Raw genomic sequence first — 22,563 nt, 5'->3', positions numbered from 1 at the left:
GTGTCCACAATGCACAAGTTACCGAAACCTGACAGGAAAGCTTGTGAAACAATGATGAATGCACTTTAAGTCATTGTTTTAACAATGTTTTCTATCTCCAAATCATGACAAAGCCGATGCTGGTCTTTCCTGGTGCCGATTTCAGGCCACCGGAGCCCGAGTTGTTCACAGAGTTATCCACAGGCGAATTGTGAGAAGTTTGGTGAGCAAAATGGAGCATGGAATCTACCCGTTTTCAAGCGACGCCTGAGGATGTTTCCACCCCGTGCGCGAGGCTTCGACTGGCGCCCCCGGCAACGCCGCGCTAGAGTGCCGGGTTCAAGGGCCAGCGCGACAATTGCCCTGCGTCGTCCAGCAACCGCTTACCATCTGCTTACCATTCGCTCAATTCGCTCATTTCAGGAGATCCGCCCCGATGCATAGGTGCCGGCCGTTATCACGAACATTGCCCTCCCCCTCGCCGCTACACCGTCCTGCGTTGCTGTCGTCCCAAGCGCGTGCATCGTTCGCTCCTGATCGCGATCCTTATCCTGTTCCCAAGGCGCGCCATGTCTGACTTCAAGCCGCCGATCGAAAACTTCCTCGCCCGCGAGTGGCGCAAGCGCGGCTGGGTCGCGTGGTCGCTGACGCCGTTCGCGTGCGTGTTCGGCCTGATCGCAGCCCTTCGCCGCGGGTTCTTCGCGCTCGGCTGGATCAAGCAGGTGAACGTGGGCGTGCCGGTTGTGGTGGTCGGCAACGTGACCGTAGGCGGCACCGGCAAGACGCCGACGGTCATCGCGCTCGTCGAAGCATTGCGCGCCGCCGGCTTTCAGCCGGGCGTCGTCTCGCGCGGTTACGGCGCGAAGATCCACGAAGCCACGCGCGTAACGCCCGACAGCCAACCCTCCGAAGTAGGCGATGAACCCTTGCTGATCGCCCGCCGCACGCACGCGCCGGTGATGGTGTCGCCGGATCGCGTCGCAGCGGCGAAAGCGTTGCTGAAGGAGAATCCATCGGTGGACGTGATCGTCAGCGACGACGGCCTGCAGCATTACCGCATGGCGCGCGCGTTCGAACTCGTGGTCTTCGACGACCGTCTGGGCGGCAACGGTTTCCTGCTGCCGGCGGGACCGCTGCGTGAATCGATGTCGCGGCACCGCGACGCCACGCTCATCAACAGCCCCTACGACCGCACGTTGCCGCCGTGGCCGAATACCTTCTCGCTGGACCTGGCCACCGGCGACGCCTGGCGCCTCGATGACCCCGCCGTGCGCCGTCCGCTCAGCGCGTTCAAGGGCGAACGGATCGCGGCGGCAGCGGGCATCGGCTCGCCGGAACGGTTCTTCGCGTCGCTGCGCGCGGCCGGACTCGTGCCGGCCACGCGCGCGTTCCCGGATCACTATGAATATCGCGACAATCCGTTCTCCGGCATCGACGCCGATTCGATCCTGATCACCGAGAAGGATGCAGTAAAATTCGGGGCCTGGCGTGACGCGCGCATCTGGGTGGTTCCAGTGGAAGCCGTGCTCAGCCCCCGCCTCATCGCATTAGTTGTGGAGAAACTTCGTGGACGCACGCCTGCTTGAAATCCTTGTCTGCCCTATTTGCAAGACCCAGCTCACGCATGACCGCGCGGCGCAGGAACTCATCTGCAACGTCGATAAACTCGCTTACCCCATCCGCGACGGCATTCCCATCATGCTGCCCGACGAAGCCCGCCAGACCGTGGAAGGCACGCCTGTGGAGCCGTTGAAACCCGCGGGCGGGAACTGAGGAGTGAGGGACTGAGGAATTGAGATTTACCACTGAGGCTTTATGAACGCACACGTTCCGGTCGCGCCGCCCTTCATTGCCGTCGTACCCGCGCGGCTCGCGTCCACGCGGCTGCCGGACAAGCCGCTGGCGGATATCGGCGGCAAGCCGATGGTCGTGCGCGTCGCCGAGCGCGCGCGTTTGGCGGGCGCGCTGCAAGTACTGATCGCCACCGATTCGCAGCGTGTGGTCGAAGTCGCGAAGGAATATGGTTTCGAGGCGCTGCTCACCCGCGCCGATCATCCGAACGGTACGGACCGGCTCGCCGAAGTCGCGACGCATTTCGGCTGGAGCGACGACACCATCGTGGTCAATGTGCAAGGCGACGAGCCCTTGATCGACCCGGCGCTCGTGCGAAACGTGGCGACGCATCTGGCGGCGAATCCGTCGTGCGCGATCGCAACCGCTGCGCATCCGATCCACGACCCCGCCGATGTCTTCAACCCGAACGTGGTGAAAGTCGTGCTGGATTCGAAGAGCGTCGCGCTGTATTTTTCGCGCGCGCCGATTCCGTGGTCGCGTGACGCGTGGCAGAAGGACTGGCCGAATGTTGCCGCGCTCCGCGCACGTCCGTCCGTTCCCGCCAACGTGTTGCGGCACATCGGCTTGTATGCGTATCGCGCGAAGTTCCTGCGGGTTTATCCCACGCTGTCTGTTGCGCCAATCGAAGAAGCCGAAGCGCTCGAACAACTGCGCGCGATCTGGCACGGCGAGCGCATCGCAGTGCTGACGACGAACGACGCGCCGCCGCCGGGTGTCGATACCCCCACTGATCTGGCCCGCGTCCGCGCGCTGTTTGGCGCGTAGGCGTAACGCGGTGCGGGGGCGCGGACCGGCCGGCGAATGCGCTCCGGCCGTGGTCCAGGGCTGCGCTCGATCACCGCGCATCAATTACACATAGGGCGCGTTTATGCTGCAGCAGCGCTTCCGGCAGTTCCGTTGTCATCGCGCCGGGCACTCACCGATCACCCGCATTTCCATCGCGTTCCGAAGCGATAGCGCCGCTCGGAATCGACTGGTTTTCACCCCCGCCTAGCGCGGCATGCCCTTCTCGATCAACTCGCGTTAACCCCCGCTGCGCGCGACTTTCCGGGCTTTTCAGCCGCGGATTCGGGCCGCGATTGTGACGATGCATGGCATAATCATTCGGTAGCGCGAGCCTTCCGGTCAGCGCCAACGCTCCTGAGCGCCGTGTCGACTGGTGCCGCGCCGTCTCCCGAATTCGGCTCGTCGCGCCTCGTTTGCGGCTGCAACCGAGCGATGTGCCACAGCGACCGGACGCAAGAATAAGCCTCGCAGCGCAGCGGTTTCTATTCGATTCGGAGATATCACCATGCGTTTGATCCTGTTGGGCGCCCCCGGCGCCGGCAAGGGCACCCAGGCCACCTTCATCAAGGAAAAGTTCGGCATTCCGCAGATCTCGACGGGCGACATGCTGCGCGCCGCCGTGAAAGCGGGTTCGCCGCTCGGCGTGGAAGCCAAGCGCTTCATGGACGCCGGCGAACTCGTGTCGGACGAGCTCATCATCAACCTCGTGAAAGAACGGCTGCAGGAGCCGGACTGCGCGAACGGCTATCTCTTCGACGGTTTCCCGCGCACGCTTCCGCAAGCCGACGCCATGAAGCAAGCCGGTGTTGCTATCGACTATGTGCTTGAGATCGACGTGCCGTTCGCGGACATCATCGAGCGCATGAGCGGACGGCGCTCGCACGCGGCCTCCGGTCGTACGTATCACATCAAGTTCAATCCGCCGAAGCAGGAAGGCCTTGACGACATCACCGGCGAGCCGCTGATCCAGCGCGAAGACGACAAGGAAGAGACCGTGAAGAAACGGCTCGACGTGTATGTCGCGCAGACCAAGCCGTTGATCGAGTACTACAACACGTGGGCTCAACATGGCGACAACAACGGCCTCAAGGCGCCGGAGTATCGGCGGATCTCGGGTCTTGGCGCCGTCGATGAAATCCGCACGCGCGTATTCGATGCATTGACCTGACTGTCACCGAGCGCTCACACCCGGGCGCTCGGGGCACGCCTTCTGAAACCCGCTCGCGCTCCATCGGCCGAGCGGGTTTTTCGTTCCGGGCGATCCCCGGGACGGAACACGTTCTACGTATAACCCTCATTAAGGAGCACACAGCATGGACATCCAGGACAACGTTTTTCTCGTCACCGGCGGCGCATCGGGCCTCGGCGCGGCCACGGCGCAGCTTATCCGAGACCACGGCGGCAAGGTCGTGCTCGCCGACATGAACGAAGCCGACGGCGAGAAGCTGGCGAAGGAACTCGGCGGCGTGTTCGTGAAATGCGACGTGAGCCGCGAGGAAGACGGCCAGCGCGCCGTGGAAGCCGCGACGCAGCTCGGCAGTTTGCGCGGGTTGGTCAACTGCGCGGGCATCGCGCCGGCCATGAAGACCGTGGGCAAGGATGGCCCGCATGCGCTCGACGTGTTCGCCAAGACGATCAGCGTGAACTTGATCGGCACGTTCAATATGATCCGGCTGGCGGCTGCTGCCATGTCGAAGAACGAACCGAATGCAGTGGGCGAACGGGGCGTGATCGTGAGCACGGCATCGGTGGCGGCTTACGATGGCCAGATCGGCCAGGCGGCGTATGCGGCATCGAAAGGCGGCGTAGTGGGCATGACGCTGCCGATCGCCCGTGATTTGTCACGCAACGGCATTCGCGTGATGACGATCGCGCCGGGCATCTTCGAAACGCCGATGCTGCTCGGCATGCCGAAGGAAGTGCAGGACGCGCTCGGCGCCATGGTGCCGTTCCCTTCGCGTCTCGGCAAACCGAATGAATACGCCATGCTGGTCAAGCAGATCTTCGACAACCCCATGCTCAATGGCGAAGTGATTCGTCTGGACGGCGCGATCCGGATGCAGCCGAAGTGAGTTTGCGGCTCGGCGGGCAGGCAGGCAGCGGCTAGCTGGCTAGCTCGCTGGCTTAAGTCAAATTAAGCGCCTAAGCAAAACGGCGGCCATCGAAATGATGAGCCGCCGTTTTTTAATCGGTCTTACCTTGGCAAGCTGGAAAAACTACTCGCCGTTGTGCTGCGTGCGCTGTCGCAGCTCATGCAATTCCGTCTCCACGACGGTTGCGTCTTCGGCGTCGGGCCGGTCGTCGAGGTACCGACGCAGGTCGTCAATCGCCGGCCGCAAGTAATCCAGGCGCGCGTAAGCGAAGCCCCGATCGCGCACTTCTTCAATACTCCCCGGCATCAGGATCACCAGCCGTTGCTGCACGGCAAGCAGCCGTTGCCATCGCTCGGTCTGAAGATAAATGCTCTTCAGGTTACGCAGCATTCGTCCGATGATTTCCCGCCGCGTGGCCGGTTGCAACAAGACCCGCAGCGCGCTGCCAATAGATTCACCCACCCGCTGCACGTACGGCTCGAGCATCTCGACCATTGCCGATTCGGACAGTGAATGGCCGGTAGTCGGATCGAGCATCACGTCGCCGTCGGGCGTAGTCACGCGCAACAGGAAATGCGCTGGAAACGATACGCCACGCACCGGAATACCGAGCTGTTCGCTCATCTCCAGATACACGACGGCCAGCGAGATCGGAATCCCGCGACGCCGCTTCAGCACCATGTTCAGGTGGCTGTTATCGGGGTCGTAGTAGTCGTTGTGATTGCTGGTGAAACCCAGCTCGCGGAAGAAGAACCGATTCAGTACGCCGACTTTTTGCTTGATGTCGGCGTCGTCGGGCATACGGCGGCGCACACGCAAGACCAGCTCGTCGATCTCGGCCAGTACGCCCTGCAGGTCGAGGTCCGGATACGCGTCCTGGGCGAGCGACAACGCCGCCTCGGTGAGCGGCAGACTCTCGTCCTCCGCCACTAGCGAGGTGAAATAGTCGAGGATGCGCGTCGTCGTCATTGCAGCGTTCGCCTTCTGAAATACGCGTACTTAAAACCCATCGCAGACAGCATACCGAAATATAGCGCACCGAATACAACCAGGCTTGCACCGAGAAGCACAATTCGCTCCAGAGGCGCGGCGCGCAAGCCGATCCAGTCGAAATTGCCGGCCACCCAATGCATCACGCCGGCGAGCACAAGGCACGCACCGAGCAGTTGCACGAAGAAGCGTGTCCATCCCGGCGAGGGTTGATATATTCCTCGTTTCCTCAAGCCGATGAACAGCAACGTTGCGTTCACGCATGCGCCCAAGCCTATCGACAGCGTCAATCCGGCGTGCGCGAAGATCGGCACGAAAATCAGGTTGCTGAGCTGAATCGCGATCAACACGATAATGCCGATAATCACCGGCGTCTTGATGTCCTGCTTCGCGTAAAAACCAGGCGTGAGGATCTTGATCAGGATCAGTCCGACCAACCCGACGCCATACGCCGACAACGCCCGGCCGACCATGACGACGGAATGCGCATCGAATTTACCGTAGTGGAATAGCGTGGCGGTCAGCGGAACGGCAAAGAAAAACAGCGCGACGCCGCTGGGCGCCGCCATCAGGAAGGTGATACGCAGACCCCAGTCCAGCAGCGCCGAATATTCGACCGGATCGGCGTCCACGTGCGCCTTCGAGAGACTCGGCAGCAGGATCGTGCCCAACGCCGCGCCGAGCAGCGCGGTGGGAAATTCCATCAGGCGATCAGAGTAATTGATCCACGACACAGCGCCCGCCCCGAGCCGCGACGCAATGTTTGTATTGATGATCAGGCTCAGTTGGGCGACGGACACGCCGAACGTCATGGGGACCATCTTGATCAGCACGCGCTTGACGCCCGGATGCCGCAACGCCCGAAAGAAATTCAGGCCGATGCGAGGGATCATGTCGATCTTCTTGAGGCCGGGCAGTTGCACAAGAAACTGCAGCACCCCACCCACGATCACTGCATAGGCGAGCGCGTAGACCGGCACTTTCAGATGCGGCGCGAGGAAGATGGCCGCCGCGATGAACGACACATTGAGCAGCACGGGCGCGAACGCGGGCAGGGAAAACTGCCGGTACGTGTTGAGTACCCCCGACGCCAGCGATGTCAGCGAGATGAAGATGATGTACGGGAACATGATCTGGGTCATGGTCACCGCGAGGCCGAACGCGCGGCCGTCGTGCTCGAGCCCCGACGCCACGGCGAACACGACCCAGGATGCACCCGCCACCCCTGCCAGCGAGACAACTGCCAGCGCCCAGGCAAGCACGGTCGACATGGCGTCGACGAGCGCCTTGGTGGCGTCGTGACCTTCGGTGTTCTTGAACTCGGCAAGGATAGGCACGAACGCCTGCGAGAACGCTCCTTCAGCGGACAGGCGCCGCAACAGGTTCGGTATGCGGAAGGCGACGTAGAATGCGTCGGTGAATTGACTGGCGCCGAAGGCTCGCGCGATCAGCGTTTCGCGGATCAGGCCGGTCACGCGGGAGAGCAGCGTGAAGCCGCTGACCGTCAGTAGGGCTCGGAATAGATTCATGGGGCGTTGATTATACGGGCCGCATTATGAATGCGACGCGTTGCAACATTCGGGGAATCGTTAGAATTTGCAACTCAAGCTGCATGCCGGAAGTTCGCATGTAGCTCGCAGGCACCTCGCATGCACCTGTTACGCTGCGTCCGGTTCGTAGCGGCCCGCTTCCCTGCGACAACCGGGCAAAAACCAGCCGCGCTTGCCAGTCCCATGATTTCGTTGCTATAATCGCCGGTTTCGAAGCTCCTGAATCCGCTTTCGGCACTTTTACGTGGGTTGTAAGATTACCAACGAGCACGGCGGCTTCGCGTCTTCTTTCGACGTTTTTTGCGCTTTCGGGCAATCGATCCCGAGGGTTTGATCATAAACAGCGCATCGGATTAACCTCGTTTTATCTTGTGTGGAGTCGGGCCAGCATTGAGTTGGATCCGATCCAGAAGCAAAACGGGAAGCGCTGAAACACATAGCTGGAACAGGATAAGGAACCGTCATGGCAAATACAGCACAAGCCCGCAAGCGCGCCCGTCAAGGCGCCAAGGCAAACTCGCACAACTCGGCGCTGCGCTCGAAATTCCGCACCGCCATCAAGGCAGTTCGCAAGGCGATTGACGCCGGCGACCAAGCCAAGGCTGCAGAAATCTACAAGACGTCGGTCAAGACCATCGACATAATTGCGGACAAGCGCATCGTCCACAAGAACAAGGCTGCTCGCCATAAGAGCCGTCTGTCGGCAGCTATCAAGGGTCTGCAAGCACCTGCTGCTTAAGGATTCTGGTAGTCGCTTATTGCGCGCCTTTGGTTTGATCGTTTGATGGGCGCGTGACAGGCCGCTGCTTTGGTTTTGTTCCGATTTGTTCTGACGCTTAAAACAGCAAACGGCAACAAACGGCAGCAACAAAAAAACCCGCTAATAGCGGGTTTTTTGTCGTGTGCATCGAAAAGAGGCCTTCTCAAAGGCCGCTGCTGCTCAGTTGGCCGTTCAGTTAGCCGCGCTATCAACCATGTTGCTGCTGCGTGGCATGGTGTGGCGGCAACTCGCACGCCTCCGTCACAAGCAGATCATTGTCTTTGGCGAAGTTCATCACGAAATCGAAAGCCATAGGCTCGATGTCACGCAAGCGGGAATCGAGAATCACCGTCTTCACGTTACCGAGCAAGGTCGGGCGCACATAGACGGAATACTGCAACCGGGCATTGGGACCGCGCTTGCCCGGGCCGAACCCCGACATCACGCCGCAAAGCCGTTCACACCAGTCACTCGGCCGAAACGTCTTGCCGTTCGACGTAACGCCCTGGATGAAGTATTCGGTTGGAATTGTTTCGGCCATGTAGGAATACCTGTTTTACGACCGGCGGAGAACGCCGGCGAACGCGCATGCATGGTTGGCAAGGTGAACCGGAAAGTCATCGGCTGCAACCTCCGGCGCTGAACTCCGCCTCGTCCGGCAGCGTAGCGGCCGGTAAGACCCAGCCTCTTTCTTCGACCCGCATCTACCCGCTCATCGATCACTCGTCGACTTAACTGCGTGACCAGACTGAGACTTCGCCCGAGCCGCCTTGAGCACGCAATCAACGCATGATGACGCCGTTGACGGCTGACCGCCACACGGACTGACCGGCAGGCAAGCAGGTGCTGGCGAGACGAACTCGCATGACCGCGAACTGCTCTGGCTTCCGCAGGTTTAGCGTTGAAAAGCCACGTTAAATCTGCGTGTTTAGTCCGCAGATTGACTCGGCTTATGCCGCGAATAGATCTGCTTCGTAAGCAGTCGAAAGGTGTCACGACTGCAACAGAAACCTGGCGGATTATACAGCAGAGCCCCTTTTTCCGCACTGCACACAAAGCCTCTAAACGACGCCAGACGGCGTATGGCGGCGCGCATCGGCTAATTGGCGACCTCGTCAAACGCCGGAAATTCCTTTATGCTGAAATTCGATACCACTACGACGGCGGCGCCGTCCGGCGTAATTGCCGGCTGAAGCCGCCGTACGCATTTTTCATGACCGAAAAAAAAATTCGCCATTATCTGCAGTTCAAGGATTTCTCTCTCGACGACTATGACTACGTGCTCGAGCGCGCGCGTATTCTCAAGCGCAAGTTCAAGAGCTACGAGACCTACCATCCGCTGCACGACCGCACGCTGGCGATGATCTTCGAGAAGAATTCAACGCGTACACGGCTCTCGTTCGAAGCGGGTATCTTCCAGCTCGGCGGGCATGCCGTGTTCCTCAGCACGCGCGACACGCAGCTCGGCCGCGGCGAACCGATCGAGGACGCGGCGCAAGTGGTGTCGCGCATGGTCGACATCATCATGATCCGCACGTTCGGTCAGCACATCCTCCAGCGCTTCGCCGACAATTCACGCGTGCCGGTGATCAACGGTCTGACGAACGAATATCACCCGTGTCAGGTCCTGGCCGACGTCTTCACGTACTACGAACTGCGTGGACCGATCGCGGGGAAAACCGTGGCCTGGGTCGGCGACGCAAACAACATGCTGTACACGTGGATCGAAGCCGCGCAAATTCTCGGCTTCAAATTGCGCCTGTCCACGCCGCCCGGCTATACGCTCGACCATTCGCTGGTGTCGCCCGACAGCGCGCCGTTCTATGAAGAATTCGCCGATCCTAACGACGCCTGCACCGGTGCCGACCTCGTCACCACCGACGTCTGGACCAGCATGGGTTTCGAAGCCGAGAACGAAGTGCGCAAGAAAGCCTTCGCCGACTGGTGCGTCGACTCGGACATGATGGCGCGCGCTCATCCGGACGCCCTCTTCATGCACTGCCTGCCGGCGCATCGGGGCGAAGAAGTGAGCGCCGAGGTGATCGACGGCCCGCAGAGCGTAGTGTGGGACGAAGCCGAAAACAGGCTGCACGTCCAGAAGGCGCTGATGGAATATCTGCTGCTCGGCAAACTCAATCATTGAGTCGGTTGCGCTCTAGACGAGCACGAAGCGGCAAGCGTTCGGCGTTCTTGTCGAGACGCCGTGTCGTCCCGAAAATACGGAACAGCCGCCATTTGATGTCAAAATAGCGGTTTTTCGCGCGCTGAAAGCCCGGTGCGCGCACCGTTTTCCAGCCATACGAGTTCACCATGAGCGATATTAAAAAAGTCGTGCTCGCCTACTCAGGCGGTCTCGATACCTCAGTCATCCTGAAGTGGTTGCAAGACAACTACGACGCCGAAGTTGTGACGTTCACCGCTGACATCGGTCAGGGCGAAGAACTCGAACCGGCGCGCAAGAAAGCACTGCAGCTCGGCATCAAGCAGGACAACATCTTTATCGAAGATCTGCGTGAGGAGTTTGTCCGCGACTACGTGTTCCCGATGTTCCGCGCCAACACCATTTACGAAGGCGAGTACTTGCTCGGCACGTCGATCGCGCGTCCGCTGATCGCGAAACGCCAGATCGAGATCGCACGAGCGGTCGGTGCGCAGTCCGTGTCGCACGGCGCGACCGGCAAGGGCAACGACCAGGTGCGTTTCGAGCTGGGTTATTACGCGCTCGAGCCGGGTATCAAGGTGATCGCACCATGGCGTGAATGGGATCTGCTGTCGCGTGAAAAGCTGCTGGCTTACGCGGAAAAGGCGGGCATTCCGATCGAAATGAAGCACAAGCAAGGCGGCGCGCCCTACTCCATGGACGCGAACCTGCTGCATATTTCGTTCGAAGGCCGTCACCTGGAAGATCCGAAGGCCGAGGCTGAACCAGATATGTGGCGCTGGACGGTCGCGCCCGAAGACGCGCCGGATCAGCCGGAATATCTGGATATCGAATACGAGAAGGGTGATCCGGTTGCGCTGAACGGCAAGCGTTTGTCGCCGGCGGACATGCTGACGGAATTGAATGCGATCGGCGGCAAGCATGGCATTGGCCGGCTGGATCTGGTCGAGAACCGCTATGTCGGCATGAAGTCGCGCGGCTGTTATGAAACGCCGGGCGGCACGATCATGCTCAAGGCGCATCGCGGAATTGAGTCGATCACACTGGATCGCGAAGTGGCGCACTTGAAGGACGATCTGATGCCGCGTTACGCCGCGCTGATTTACAACGGCTACTGGTGGAGTCCGGAGCGGCGCGCGCTGCAAGTGCTGATCGACCACACGCAAGACAAGGTCAACGGCTGGACGCGCGTGAAGCTCTACAAGGGCAGCGTGACGGTGGTTGCGCGCGATTCGAAGGAAACGCTGTTCGACAAGAACATCGCAACGTTCGATGACGACGGCGGCGCGTACGATCAAGCCGATGCCGGCGGGTTCATAAAATTGAACGCGCTGCGGATGCGGATTGCCGAGAATGCACGTCGCAAGCGTGGTGGTTGAGGTAAGCCTGGCTTTGTTGATGTTGGAATGAAAACCCGCCTGCGTGGCGGGTTTTTTTATGGATGGCTTGCGGGGCTTCGGGCTAATTTGTCGCCGCGTGCTTCGGCTGGTTGCGTTGGTGTTCGACGAACGCAATTGCTCGTTCTTTCGCAGCAGCTTTAAATCAAAGACACACCGGCTCCGCTTCAAGCTCGACCGCGAAACGCGCGTGTACGTCTCGTTTAATGGCCGCGGCGAGTTCCAGGATTTGCGCGCCCGACGCGCCGCCACGGTTCACCAGAACCAGCGCCTGCCGGTCGTGCACAGCGGCCGCACCGATCGCGCGGCCTTTCCAGCCGCATTGGTCGATCAGCCAGCCTGCAGCCAGCTTGAACTGGCCATCGTGCTGCTTGTAAGACACGAGATCAGGTTCAAGCGCCTTCAATGCATCGAAGGTGGCCGCGCTCACCACCGGGTTCTTGAAGAAGCTGCCAGCATTCCCGAGCACCCGCCAGTCCGGTAACTTGGCCTGACGTACGGCAACGACCGCATCGAAGATAGCCTGCGGATTGTTCCCGCCGCTGGTCTCGAGCACGCGCGCGATATCCGCGTAATCCGCACGTGGCGTCCACGCCTTCGGCAGACGAAAGGTCACCGATACAATCACAAAACGCCCGCGCCCTTCCTGCTTGAAAAAACTGTCGCGGTAACCGAACGCGCACGCATCTCGATCAAATTCCCGCGTTTCCCCCGTCGATATTTCAATCGCCCGCAAACGCTCGAAGCGCTCGCCCATTTCCAGCCCGTAGGCGCCTATGTTCTGGATCGGCGCCGCGCCCACCGTGCCCGGGATCAGCGCGAGATTTTCGAGCCCGGGCAAGCCTCGCGACAACGTCCACGCAACGAACTCGTGCCAGTTCTCACCCGCGCCGGCTTCTACAAAAACGGCCTCATGGTCTTCCCGAATCACATGACGGCCGCGCAATTCCACAAGCAACGCGACACCGTCGAAATTGCGGGTCAACACGACGTTGCTGCCGCCGCCAAGCACCAGTTGCGGCAGGCCGTTTAGTCGGGCATCGCGAGCCAGCGCCGGGATCTGCGCTTCTTCCGTCAGCCGAATGGCATGCTTGGCGCGGACGTCGAAACCGAACGTGTTATGCGCGAGCAGCGGGTAATCGGAGAGAAGTTGGAACTCGGACATTGAGGGAAGCGCTTGGGTCGGAATCGGGGGCGGCCTTGGGCAAACCGGGACGGCATCGGTAGAATGACGTTGGTCCGTGATTATAGCGAGTGCGTGCAAGCCTTACGCCACGCCTCGCCTCAACGAAGGGGAATGCAGATGCCATCGTTTGACGTCGTCAGCGAAGCAAACATGATCGAGGTGAAAAACGCCATCGAACAATCGAACAAGGAAATTGCCACGCGCTTCGACTTCAAGGGTTCGGACGCGCGCGTCGAGCAAAAGGATCGTGACCTGACGCTTTTTGCCGACGACGATTTCAAGCTCGGCCAGGTCAAGGACGTGGTGTTGTCGAAACTCGCGAAACGCAATGTGGACGTGCGTTTTCTCGATTACGGCAAGATCGAGAAAATTGGCGGCGACAAGCTGAAGCAGGTCGTCGAGATCAAGAAAGGTGTAAGCGGCGACTTGGCGAAGAAAATCGTCAAGCTGATCAAGGACAGCAAGATCAAGGTCCAGGCCAGCATTCAGGGCGACTCGGTGCGCATCAACGGCACGAAGCGGGACGATTTGCAGAGCGCCATTGCGTTGCTGAAGAAGGACGTGACGGATACGCCGCTGGACTTCAATAATTTCCGGGATTGAGTGTGGTGTTCGGCCGGCGCCTAAGGTTGGCAATTCCGGGCGTTGGGTCGTTGTTTATCGGGCATCTGCGGAGAACACGCCTTTTATCAGGCATCTCAGCTTTCGATAAGTCGGCTGAAGACTCAGTAGGTTCCATTTTGGAACACACTGCCGAAGACGGAAAAAACCGACTCCATCTGGTTCGATCGCTTTGAGAGTATGAGTGCAAGAAAGCCGCCTTCAGGGCGGCTTTCTTGCTTTCGAAGCGAAGTTTCACGGCAGCTTATTTAACCGCTTCCGCCGCCCGCTTCTTCTCCCCGATCCGGCTCTCCTTTCCGTCCAGCAGCTTCTTGATATTCCCCCGATGCCGCCAGATCAGTAGCGCGCTCATCGCGGCAACGGCCAGCGAGATACGGCTGGGGCCGAAAAGAAACACATCGAAGAACGGCGCGAATACCGCCGACACCAGCGCGGCCAGCGACGAATATCGGAAGAAAACCGCGATGATCACCCACGTCAGCAAGGTGGCCAGCCCCAACACCGGGTTGATGGCGAGCAGCACGCCTGCCGCGGTCGCAACGCCCTTCCCACCCTGGAACTTGAAGAATATCGGGAACAAATGCCCGAGAAACACGGCGATGGCCGCAAGCGCGACAGCCGTGGAATCAAGCCCAAAACGCGCGCCGAAATGCACGACCAGCCATACGGGCAACCAGCCTTTGATCGCATCGCCGAGCAGCGTCAGGATGGCTGCCAGCTTGTTGCCCGAGCGCAGCACGTTCGTCGCGCCCGGGTTGCCGGAACCGTACGAACGCGGGTCGGCAAGACCCATGGCCGAACTGACAACCACTGCAAACGAGATCGAGCCGATCAGGTAAGCCACCACAGCGACAATCACATTGTTCATTGATTTCTTCTTATCTTCGGGAACGGGGGCAAGAGCGAGACTTCAGGACGCGCATTTTAATCGACGCTCGCGCAACTCACGGGCGTGGCCTTTAGCAGTTCGGCCAGGACCGGCGGCGCAATGCTCACCAGATACCCGCGCCGTCCGCCGTTCAGATAGATTGTGTCCAGGTCCAAGATGGTCGATTCCACATACACCGGCATCGCCTTCCTCGTGCCAAACGGCGATGTGCCGCCGATCAAGAACCCTGAATGCCGATTGGCCACCTCCGGCTTGCACGGCTCAACGCGCTTCGCACCAATCTGCCGCGCGAGATTCTTGGTCGAGACCGTTTTGTCGCCGTGCATGAGCACGATCAACGGCTTTGCATGTTCGTCCTCCATCACGAGCGTCTTGACCACGCAATGTTCATCCACACCCAACTGGCGCGCCGATTCTTCCGTGCCACCATGCTCGACATACTCATACGGATGCTCGCCGAACGCGACCTTGTGCCGACGCAAAAACTGCGTGGCCGGGGTCTCGGAAATGTGTTTTACCTTGGACATGACGGCATTGTAGCGGCGCGAAAGCACGGCCACCATCGGCCGAACGGCCAATTGTGCAAGGTGAATTCATGTGGCACGATCGTTCGTAATTGCTCATCCGGCATGCGCCACCTTGGAGATTCAACGTGATTCGCGATTCAGAAACCCAGACGCTGCTTGAAGACGCTATCCGCCGTTTCGTGCGCGAAACGCTCGTGCCACGCGAAGCCGAAGTCGACGAGACCGATCAGATTCCCGCCGATGTGCTCGCCGCCATGCGCGAGATCGGCCTGTTCGGGCTGACCATTCCGGAGGCTTACGGCGGACTCGGCCTGACGATGGAAGAGGAAGTGCGCGTGGCGTTCGAACTCGGGCAGACATCGCCGGCATTCAGGTCCGTGATCGGCACGAACAACGGCATCGGCTCGATTGGCATCCTGCTCGACGGCAGCGAGGAGCAGAAACAGCACTATCTGCCGAAGCTCGCGGCGGGCGATCTGATCGGCTCGTTCTGCCTGACCGAGCCGGACGCGGGTTCGGACGCTGCGTCGCTGAAAACCACGGCGCGCAGGGACGGCGACCACTACGTGCTGAACGGCACGAAGCGCTTCATCACGAATGCGCCGGAAGCCGACATCTTCACCGTGATGGCGCGCACGAGCGACGCAAAAGGCGCGAGCGGCATTTCGGCGTTCATTGTCGAGCGGGAATCGCCGGGACTGTCGTTGGGCAAACCCGACAAGAAAATGGGCCAGCGCGGCGCGCACACGTGCGACGTGATCTTCGAAAATTGCCGTATTCCGGCCACGCAATTGATTGGTAGCGTGGAAGGCGTCGGGTTCAAGACGGCCATGAAAGTGCTTGATAAGGGGCGTTTGCACATTGCGGCCATCGCTATTGGGGCTGCCAAACGGATGCTGCGAGACGCCCTCGCCTACGCCATGGAACGCAAGCAGTTCGGCCAGCCGATCGCGGAATTCCAGCTTGTGCAAGCCATGCTGGCCGACAGCAAGACCGAGATCTACGCGGCCGAATGCATGGTGCTCGATGCCGCGCGCCGCCGCGACGAGGGGCGTGACGTGTCCATAGAAGCGTCATGTGCCAAGTATTTCGCCACCGAGATGTGCGGCCGCGTGGCCGATCGCGCGGTACAGGTGCACGGTGGCGCAGGATATATCTCGGAGTACGGCATCGAACGTTTTTATCGCGACGTGCGGCTCTTCAGGCTTTACGAAGGCACGTCGCAGATTCAACAAGTGATCATCGCGCGCGGACTGATGCGCGGCACGGAGATTTGAAATGGACGTTGATGTCGCCGCCTTGCTCGCCGCATTGCCCACGCGTATTTCCGATATCCCCGCGCGCCTCGCCGCCCGTGATCCGCAGCACGTTGTGTTGATCGAAGACGAGCGGCGCCTGAATGCGGCGGAGCTCGTCCAAGCCATCGACGATACAGCCCGTCAGCTCACGCAAGCCGGTGTGCAAGGCGGCGATCGCGTGATGATCGTGAGCGAGAATTGCGTGGCGCAAGTCGTGCTGATGTTCGCCGTCGCGCAACTCGACGCCTGGTGTTTGCTCACGAACGCCCGGCTTTCGGCAAGCGAAATCGATGCGATCCGCGCTCACGCGAAGCCGCGGGTGGTGGCGTTCACCATCGATGCATCGAAGGATGCTGCGAATCATGCGGATCGGTTGAACGCTGCCGAAGCGGCAGCTGCAACAAACGTGGGCGCGTGGCGCTTTATCGTCGATGAAACCGTGTCACCCGAGCCCGTTGAAACCGATCCCACCCGTCAATGCGCCGCGCTGATCTACACCACGGGCACGACTGGCGCGCCGAAGGGGGTGATGCTGTCGCATCGCAACGTGTTGTTTATCGCGGCCATGTCCAGCACATTGCGGCGCGTGACGCCCGAAGACCTGGTGTACGCCGTGCTGCCGATTACGCATATCTACGGGCTGGCGTCGGTCTGTCTCGGCAGCCTATACGCAGGGGCAACGCTCCGGCTTGCCCCACGCTTCGCCCCCGATACCGTGCGAAGGGCGTTGGCCGAAGAAAACGTGTCGATCTTCCAGGGCGTGCCGGCCATGCACGCGAAGCTCGTCGAACACGTGCAGACAAGCGGTACGCCGTGGCGCGCGCCTGCGTTGCGTTTCGCGTATTCCGGCGGGTCTGCGCTCGATGCCGCGCTGAAATCGCGCGTCGAAGGCTTGTACAAGGTACCGCTGCACAACGGTTATGGCATGACGGAAAGCAGCCCGACCATATCGCAGACCATGCTCGACGCACCGCGCGATGACTGCTCGGCAGGCGACCCTATACCGGGTATCGAACTGCGGTTTGTGGCGCTGGATGGCGTGGATGTGGCGCCGGGTGAAGTCGGTGAATTGTGGGTGCGCGGGCCGAACGTGATGCTCGGGTACTACCGCAATGAAGCGCAGACGCGGGCGACGGTCACGGAAGATGGCTGGCTCCGAACCGGCGACCTCGCGCGTCAGGCCCAGGATGGTGCGCTGTATATCGTCGGGCGCAGCAAGGAACTGATCATCCGATCGGGCTTCAACGTGTATCCGGCTGAAGTCGAGAACGTGCTGAATTCACACCCCGATGTACTGCAATCCGCGGTGATCGGGCGCGCAGTCGAGGGCAACGAGGAAGTGATTGCGTTCGTCGAATTGCTGCCGTCGGTGCATGCGCTGCCCGACGATATCGTCCAGTGGTGCGCCGATCGTCTTGCGCCCTACAAGCGCCCCGCCGAGATCCGCGTGCTGGCGGCGCTGCCGGCAGCATCGACGGGGAAGCTGTTGAAACACAAGCTCAGGGAGCAGCTTTAAACATGCGTCTTCAACCGCGCGGATGGTGGTCGTGATGCAGCGTCTTCAGCCGCTCACGTGCGACGTGCGTGTAAATCTGCGTCGTGGTGATATCGGTATGGCCGAGCAGCATTTGCACCACACGCAAATCGGCGCCGTGATTCAGCAAGTGCGTGGCGAACGCATGCCGCAGGGTGTGCGGTGAGAGCGGCGCGCGCACGTCGGCGGTGAGCGCGTGGCGCTTGATGATGTTCCAGAACTGCTGGCGCGTCATACCTTCGCCGCGCGTGGTGACAAACAGCGCATCGGCGGCGCGGGCGCCAAGCAATACCGGCCGGGATTCGCGCAGATATCGCTCGATCCAGTCGTGCGCAACCGCCCCGAACGGAATAAGACGCTCCTTCGACCCCTTGCCCATCACGCGCACCACGCCTTCGTTCAAGCCCACTTCCACGGTCTTCAACGTCACGAGTTCAGTCACGCGCAGGCCGCTCGCGTACATCAGTTCGAGCATGGTCCGGTCGCGAAGCCCAAGCGCGGTTTCCACATCGGGCGCGTTCAGCAGCGCCTCGACTTGGGCTTCGTTCAACGTCTTGGGAAAGCGCGGCGGCTGTTTGGCCGAACGCAGCTTAAGCGTAGGATCGGCGGGCGCTCGATGTTCTCGCAACGCCCACGCGTAGTAGCGCCTGAAGACCGATAACCGGCGGTTCGCGGACGTCGCTTTGTCCGCACGGCGGGCGGCGAGATAGCCGTTCATGTCGGCTTCGGTGGCGGTATCGACGGTGCCCCCGCGCGTCTTCGATAACCACTCGGAGAACAAGCGCAAATCGCGCCGGTACGCTTCGAGCGAGTTCTTCGCGAGACCATGCTCGAGCCAGAGCGCGTCGCAAAAGAGATCGATCGATGCGCTGCTCGACACGAGTTCCGGCGCGCGTTCTACCTCGGTCACTTCCATTGATTTTTCCTGTAAGCGTGCGGTCATACGTCCGGTCATGCTTCCTGGCGCAGCGCCCATTCGACGTGTTCGCGGACCAGCTCTGAAGCATCCGCGGCGCGGGCATTCAATGCATCGCGGATTGCCGAGCGCTCATCGGCGCCCAAAACCGGCGAGCGCAACGCGTTGCCCATCGCCACCGCAATATTACGCAACCATTGCGCATGTCCGATACGGCGAATCGCGCTGCCCTGCATGCGTTCATCGAAATCATGGGCGCTCCAGCCGAACAACATCACGAGCGACGCGCGATCGAGCCCGTGGCGTACATCGAAATCCGCGACCGGCGCGGCCTGCGCGAACTTGTTCCACGGACATACGAGCTGGCAATCGTCGCAACCATAAACCCGATTGCCGATCAGCGGCCGCATATCTTCGGGAATGCTTCCCTTCAACTCGATGGTCAGATACGAAATACAGCGGCGCGCATCCACGCGATACGGCGCGACGATCGCCCCGGTCGGGCAGACATCGATGCACCGTGTGCAGCTTCCGCAATGCGCGCCGTCGTGTTCGGGCGCTTGATCGGGATGGGTCAAAGCGTCGGGCGGAAGCGCAATATCCACCAGAATCTCGCCGATAAAAAACAGCGACCCGGCATCGCTTTCCAACAACAGCGTGTGTTTTCCACGCCAGCCGTTACCCGCCTTTTGCGCCAGCTCGACCTCGAGAACAGGCGCGGAATCCGTAAATACGCGGTACCCGTACGCACCAATCTCGCCTTCTATGCGATCGGCCAACTGCTGCAAGCGGCTGCGCATGACCTTGTGATAATCGCGTCCGCGAGCGTAGACCGACACCACAGCTGCCGCAGGATCGCCTATTCGAGCCCATTCGGCTGCGCGCCAGTCGATTGCCTGACCGTCGGCTGTCGCGGCACTTTCGCGCGCCTTGCCGTGGAGCGTCGATGCCGGCAAATAGGCCATTCGAACTGTAATAACACGTCGCGTGCCGGCCACAAGCTCGGCTGGCCTCGCGCGTTTCATCCCATGTTTGGCCATATAATCCATCTCGCCGTGATAGCCTGCTTCGAGCCATGAAGCCAGGCCTTCTTCGGCTTCCGTCAAGTCGGCGTCGCTGACGCCGACCGCAGAGAACCCCAGCTCGTGCCCCCACGCCTTGATGCGTAGCGCGAGTTCAGCCAGCGCGGCTTCGTCGTCAAGTCTGAAGTAGCGCGGGTCCGCGACGGCGTCGTCTGACGCGCTCTCGCGTTCCACAGGGTGTTCCGGCAAACGGTTCATCACGACATTTTACGAGAATGCCCGACAGCCTCACTCGATCGTTTTCAAACCCTCCCGCCGCGCTGCTCGAACGCCGCTTCGACCTGCCCGACGAAGACGCGACGCTCGCCTTCGGTGGCCGCTTTGCGCAAGCGATCCTGCAGGTCCGCCTGAAATATTCGAGCACCCCGAACGAACGTTTTCCCGGTTTGCAGGTCCAGTTGATCGGCGACCTGGGCGCGGGCAAGACCACGTTAGTGCGTGCGACGCTGCGCGCGCTCGGTCATGCGGGCCGCGTGCGCAGTCCCACTTACACGCTTGTCGAACCCTATTCGCTTGCAACGGAAACGGGTCCGCTCGAGCTCTATCACTTCGATCTTTACCGCTTCGCCGATCCAGCCGAATGGGCTGATGCCGGCTTTCGCGAATACTTCGATGCAGGCGCGATCTGCCTGGTCGAATGGCCGCAACGCGCTGGCGGACTGCTGGGTGTGCCGGATCTCGAATTCACGCTGGAACAGGAAGGCGAAGGCCGCGTGCTGATAGCGCGCGCGTTTAGCGAAACAGGAAAGTCATGTCTCGAAAGCTGTTGATCAAGCCGTTTCATTCGATCGAATCGACCGCCACGGTCTCGCACAACTGGCGGCGGCGCCAGGTGCTGCGCGCGGGTGCTTCGACTATCGCCCTCGCGCTGCTCGGACCGAAGCTCGCCTACGCGAGTTCGGTGCTCGGCGTGCGCGTGTGGCCTGCCCGCGATTACACGCGGGTCACGATCGAGTCCGATCAGCCGCTGCAAAACACCCAGCAACTGCTGCAGGGTCCGGACCGGCTCGTGGTCGACCTGAATGGACTCGACCTCGATCAGGAACTGAAGGATCTCGTCTCGAAGATCACGCCGAACGACCCGCAGATCCAGTCGGTGCGCATCGGGCAATATCAGCCTCACGTGGTGCGCATGGTGTTCGACCTGAAGGGGTCGGTGAAGCCGCAAGTGTTCACGCTGACGCCGATTGGCAGCTACAAGTATCGGCTGGTCTTCGATCTGTATCCGGCCGTTGCACCCGACCCGCTGATGGATTTGCTCGCTCAGTCCGAGCACAAGCAACAGACCTTCGATCAGACCAACCCGAATCCGTCGCCGCCGCCCGCCGCGCTGAGCGGCCCCACCACGCCGCCGAAAGCGAACGCGCCGGACAACACGGACGAGTTTTTCCAGAAGTACGCGCAGTCCGATCTGCCGCGCGCACCGTCAACGCCCGCACCCGTCCCGCCTATTGCAGCGATTCCGAAGCCCCGTCCCACAGTCAAGCCGGCGCCGCCTACGGCGTTGGCGAACCAGGACGACTCGTCCGGCAGCAGCACGACCGACGACTACGGTTTCGCCAACCCGAAGAGCAACAAATCCGGCACAACGCGCCTGCTCACGGTTGCGATCGACCCGGGCCACGGCGGCGAAGATCCGGGCGCGATCGGCAGCGGCGGAACGTACGAGAAGCACATTGCGCTCGATGTCGCGAAGAAGCTGCGCGCGAAGATCGATGCGCAGCCGAACATGCGCGCGATGATGACGCGCGACGCCGACTTCTTCGTGCCTCTCAACGTGCGTGTGCAGAAGGCGCGTCGCGTGGGCGCGGACCTGTTCGTTTCCATTCACGCCGATGCGTTCACCACGCCCTCGGCGCGGGGTTCGTCGGTGTTCGCACTCTCCGATCACGGTGCTTCGAGTGCGGCCGCGCGCTGGATGGCGAACAAGGAAAACTCGTCGGACTCCATTGGCGGAATCAATGTGACGACGCAGGACGCGAGCGTCAACCGGGCGTTGTTCGACATGTCCACCACAGCGCAGATTCGCGACTCCATGCGCTATGGCAATTTCGTGTTGAACGAGATTGGCGACATCAACAAGCTGCACAAGGGCTCGGTGGAACAAGCCGGTTTCGCGGTGTTAAAAGCACCGGATATTCCATCAATCCTGGTGGAAACCGCGTTTATCAGTAACCCCGAAGAGGAGCAGCGCCTGAACGACGACGCTTACCGCGACCAGATGGCTACCGCGATCATGAAAGGCATCAAGCGGTATTTTGCGGCCAACCCGCCGCTCGCCAAGAGCCGCATGACGTAAAGGGACAGGTTCGTTCGCGCTGGCCTGCAGGCGGATTAAGGCTGGTGCGGGCGAACGCAGTTAGACACTTTAGCGGACGATTTTGCAAATTTGTTGCACAAACTCACGCCATAGCCCATTCGGACGAGGCGATCCCGCGTCACATGCCATAGAAAAAAGCGCTCGCGCCGGTCAGGGCGCAAGCGCTTTTTCTTTGAAACATTACCTCTCGAAACGCCCGCGGCACCCTGACCTACTTGCTTTGACCATTCTCTGTCGCGGCACTGGCGCCCGTTTCTACGGCAGGCGTCTTGCTCGGGTTGGCCGACTGGCCGGTCGACGACTGCTTGTGCATCTTGTGATGCTTTTTCATCGGCGCGGATGCGCCGTCGGACGTGTCGGCGCTTTGCATCGGCGATGCGGTGGGCATGGACGCCGCGTTCGACGAATTGCCGCTCGATGTTTGGGCATAAGCACCGGCAGTGGCGAAAAGTCCGGCGGCAACGGCGATTAAAAGTGTGGTCTTAGTCATTGTGAAGCTCCTGTCTAGGCTAGGCGGAAAAGTCCATCGGAAAGGTCCATCGAGACGGTCATCGAAAGTTGCACGGGTCCCAGGTCGCCATGCTCGTCAGCGTCGCCATGATCCGGTTTGAACATCGGCC

Annotated in this window: 23 protein-coding genes; 13 read left to right on the top strand and 10 right to left on the bottom strand. The window is 60.8% G+C overall.

What is annotated here, in order from left to right; genetic code table 11:
• The first annotated feature begins 548 nt into the window (after nt 1-548).
• The 5 genes from lpxK (at nt 549) to FH08_RS0127230 (ending at nt 4,691) form a co-directional block, all read left to right on the top strand.
• Complete coding sequence (gene lpxK / locus FH08_RS0127250) at nt 549-1,565, top strand: tetraacyldisaccharide 4'-kinase (protein ID WP_031361394.1); 1,017 nt, start codon at nt 549-551, stop codon at nt 1,563-1,565.
• Nucleotides 1,546-1,752: a Trm112 family protein gene (locus FH08_RS0127245; RefSeq protein WP_031361393.1), complete on the top strand. Its 207-nt coding sequence runs from the start codon at nt 1,546-1,548 to the stop codon at nt 1,750-1,752. Before lpxK ends, FH08_RS0127245 begins: the two co-directional genes overlap by 20 nt.
• A 42-nt stretch (nt 1,753-1,794) precedes the next feature.
• On the top strand, nt 1,795-2,598 hold the full coding sequence (gene kdsB, locus FH08_RS0127240) for a 3-deoxy-manno-octulosonate cytidylyltransferase (protein ID WP_031361392.1): 804 nt from the start codon (nt 1,795-1,797) through the stop codon (nt 2,596-2,598).
• A 526-nt stretch (nt 2,599-3,124) separates the two neighbouring features.
• Nucleotides 3,125-3,787 (top strand): adenylate kinase, encoded by a 663-nt coding sequence (adk, locus tag FH08_RS0127235; RefSeq protein WP_031361391.1) that lies wholly within the window; start codon nt 3,125-3,127, stop codon nt 3,785-3,787.
• Between the two features lie 145 nt (nt 3,788-3,932).
• Nucleotides 3,933-4,691 (top strand): 3-hydroxyacyl-CoA dehydrogenase, encoded by a 759-nt coding sequence (locus FH08_RS0127230; protein ID WP_031361390.1) that lies wholly within the window; start codon nt 3,933-3,935, stop codon nt 4,689-4,691.
• Between the two features lie 144 nt (nt 4,692-4,835).
• On the opposite strand, the gene FH08_RS0127225 is transcribed toward FH08_RS0127230, so the two are convergent.
• On the bottom strand, nt 4,836-5,681 hold the full coding sequence (locus FH08_RS0127225) for a SirB1 family protein (protein WP_031361389.1): 846 nt from the start codon (nt 5,679-5,681) through the stop codon (nt 4,836-4,838).
• Nucleotides 5,678-7,231, bottom strand: a complete 1,554-nt coding sequence (gene murJ, locus FH08_RS0127220) for a murein biosynthesis integral membrane protein MurJ (RefSeq protein ID WP_031361388.1) — start codon at nt 7,229-7,231, stop codon at nt 5,678-5,680. The genes FH08_RS0127225 and murJ overlap by 4 nt, the downstream gene beginning before the upstream one ends.
• Before the next feature lie 484 nt (nt 7,232-7,715).
• On the opposite strand from murJ, the gene rpsT reads away from it, so the two are divergent.
• The gene (gene rpsT, locus FH08_RS0127215; protein WP_031361387.1) at nt 7,716-7,991 is read left to right on the top strand and encodes a 30S ribosomal protein S20; all 276 of its coding nucleotides are present in this window, start codon (nt 7,716-7,718) and stop codon (nt 7,989-7,991) included.
• A gap of 229 nt (nt 7,992-8,220) precedes the next feature.
• Here the strand turns inward: rpsT and FH08_RS0127210 are convergent, their stop codons facing one another.
• Entirely contained in the window at nt 8,221-8,553 is a 333-nt protein-coding gene (locus tag FH08_RS0127210) for a DUF3579 domain-containing protein (RefSeq protein ID WP_031361386.1), read from the bottom strand.
• A gap of 672 nt (nt 8,554-9,225) precedes the next feature.
• Here FH08_RS0127210 and argF point away from each other — a divergent pair.
• Nucleotides 9,226-10,155 carry an ornithine carbamoyltransferase gene (gene argF, locus FH08_RS0127200; protein WP_031361385.1) on the top strand — a complete coding sequence of 310 codons (930 nt, stop codon included), beginning with the start codon at nt 9,226-9,228 and terminating at the stop codon, nt 10,153-10,155.
• On the opposite strand, the gene FH08_RS0127195 is transcribed toward argF, so the two are convergent.
• Entirely contained in the window at nt 10,145-10,324 is a 180-nt protein-coding gene (locus FH08_RS0127195) for a hypothetical protein (protein ID WP_031361384.1), read from the bottom strand. The two genes, argF and FH08_RS0127195, sit on opposite strands and share 11 nt — an antisense overlap.
• Here FH08_RS0127195 and FH08_RS0127190 point away from each other — a divergent pair.
• Entirely contained in the window at nt 10,323-11,552 is a 1,230-nt protein-coding gene (locus tag FH08_RS0127190) for an argininosuccinate synthase (RefSeq protein ID WP_031361383.1), read from the top strand. The genes FH08_RS0127195 and FH08_RS0127190 overlap by 2 nt on opposite strands.
• Before the next feature lie 163 nt (nt 11,553-11,715).
• On the opposite strand, the gene murB is transcribed toward FH08_RS0127190, so the two are convergent.
• Nucleotides 11,716-12,735 (bottom strand): UDP-N-acetylmuramate dehydrogenase, encoded by a 1,020-nt coding sequence (gene murB, locus FH08_RS0127185; protein WP_031361382.1) that lies wholly within the window; start codon nt 12,733-12,735, stop codon nt 11,716-11,718.
• Between the two features lie 138 nt (nt 12,736-12,873).
• On the opposite strand from murB, the gene FH08_RS0127180 reads away from it, so the two are divergent.
• Nucleotides 12,874-13,359 (top strand): YajQ family cyclic di-GMP-binding protein, encoded by a 486-nt coding sequence (locus tag FH08_RS0127180; RefSeq protein ID WP_031361381.1) that lies wholly within the window; start codon nt 12,874-12,876, stop codon nt 13,357-13,359.
• 262 nt (nt 13,360-13,621) lie between these two features.
• On the opposite strand, the gene plsY is transcribed toward FH08_RS0127180, so the two are convergent.
• Together plsY and FH08_RS0127170 are read right to left on the bottom strand one after the other, a co-directional pair.
• The gene (plsY, locus tag FH08_RS0127175; protein ID WP_031361380.1) at nt 13,622-14,245 is read right to left on the bottom strand and encodes a glycerol-3-phosphate 1-O-acyltransferase PlsY; all 624 of its coding nucleotides are present in this window, start codon (nt 14,243-14,245) and stop codon (nt 13,622-13,624) included.
• A 56-nt stretch (nt 14,246-14,301) separates the two neighbouring features.
• A complete protein-coding gene (locus FH08_RS0127170) occupies nt 14,302-14,793 on the bottom strand; it encodes an aminoacyl-tRNA deacylase (protein WP_031361379.1) in 492 nt (163 codons plus the stop codon).
• Between the two features lie 125 nt (nt 14,794-14,918).
• Here FH08_RS0127170 and FH08_RS0127165 point away from each other — a divergent pair, with 125 nt between their 5' ends.
• The gene (locus FH08_RS0127165) at nt 14,919-16,070 is read left to right on the top strand and encodes an acyl-CoA dehydrogenase family protein (RefSeq protein ID WP_031361378.1); all 1,152 of its coding nucleotides are present in this window, start codon (nt 14,919-14,921) and stop codon (nt 16,068-16,070) included.
• Nucleotide 16,071: 1 nt separating this feature from the next.
• The gene (locus FH08_RS0127160) at nt 16,072-17,607 is read left to right on the top strand and encodes a class I adenylate-forming enzyme family protein (protein ID WP_031361377.1); all 1,536 of its coding nucleotides are present in this window, start codon (nt 16,072-16,074) and stop codon (nt 17,605-17,607) included.
• Nucleotides 17,608-17,617: 10 nt separating this feature from the next.
• Here the strand turns inward: FH08_RS0127160 and xerD are convergent, their stop codons facing one another.
• On the bottom strand, nt 17,618-18,541 hold the full coding sequence (gene xerD, locus FH08_RS0127155) for a site-specific tyrosine recombinase XerD (RefSeq protein WP_031361376.1): 924 nt from the start codon (nt 18,539-18,541) through the stop codon (nt 17,618-17,620).
• Between the two features lie 35 nt (nt 18,542-18,576).
• On the bottom strand, nt 18,577-19,821 hold the full coding sequence (queG, locus tag FH08_RS0127150) for a tRNA epoxyqueuosine(34) reductase QueG (RefSeq protein ID WP_031361375.1): 1,245 nt from the start codon (nt 19,819-19,821) through the stop codon (nt 18,577-18,579).
• 17 nt (nt 19,822-19,838) lie between these two features.
• Between queG and tsaE the strand changes: the two genes are divergently transcribed.
• A complete protein-coding gene (gene tsaE, locus FH08_RS0127145; protein ID WP_031361374.1) occupies nt 19,839-20,393 on the top strand; it encodes a tRNA (adenosine(37)-N6)-threonylcarbamoyltransferase complex ATPase subunit type 1 TsaE in 555 nt (184 codons plus the stop codon).
• A complete protein-coding gene (locus FH08_RS0127140; RefSeq protein ID WP_031361373.1) occupies nt 20,375-21,922 on the top strand; it encodes an N-acetylmuramoyl-L-alanine amidase in 1,548 nt (515 codons plus the stop codon). Before tsaE ends, FH08_RS0127140 begins: the two co-directional genes overlap by 19 nt.
• 232 nt (nt 21,923-22,154) lie before the next feature.
• Here FH08_RS0127140 and FH08_RS0127135 read toward each other — a convergent pair whose 3' ends face one another.
• Nucleotides 22,155-22,433 carry a hypothetical protein gene (locus FH08_RS0127135; protein ID WP_031361372.1) on the bottom strand — a complete coding sequence of 93 codons (279 nt, stop codon included), beginning with the start codon at nt 22,431-22,433 and terminating at the stop codon, nt 22,155-22,157.
• Nucleotides 22,434-22,563 lie beyond the last annotated feature (130 nt).

This window comes from Caballeronia sordidicola, assembly GCF_000729995.1.
GTDB lineage: Bacteria > Pseudomonadota > Gammaproteobacteria > Burkholderiales > Burkholderiaceae > Caballeronia > Caballeronia sordidicola_A.
The sequence above is the reverse complement of the archived record's forward strand: the minus strand, read 5'-3'. Positions and strand labels throughout refer to the sequence as shown.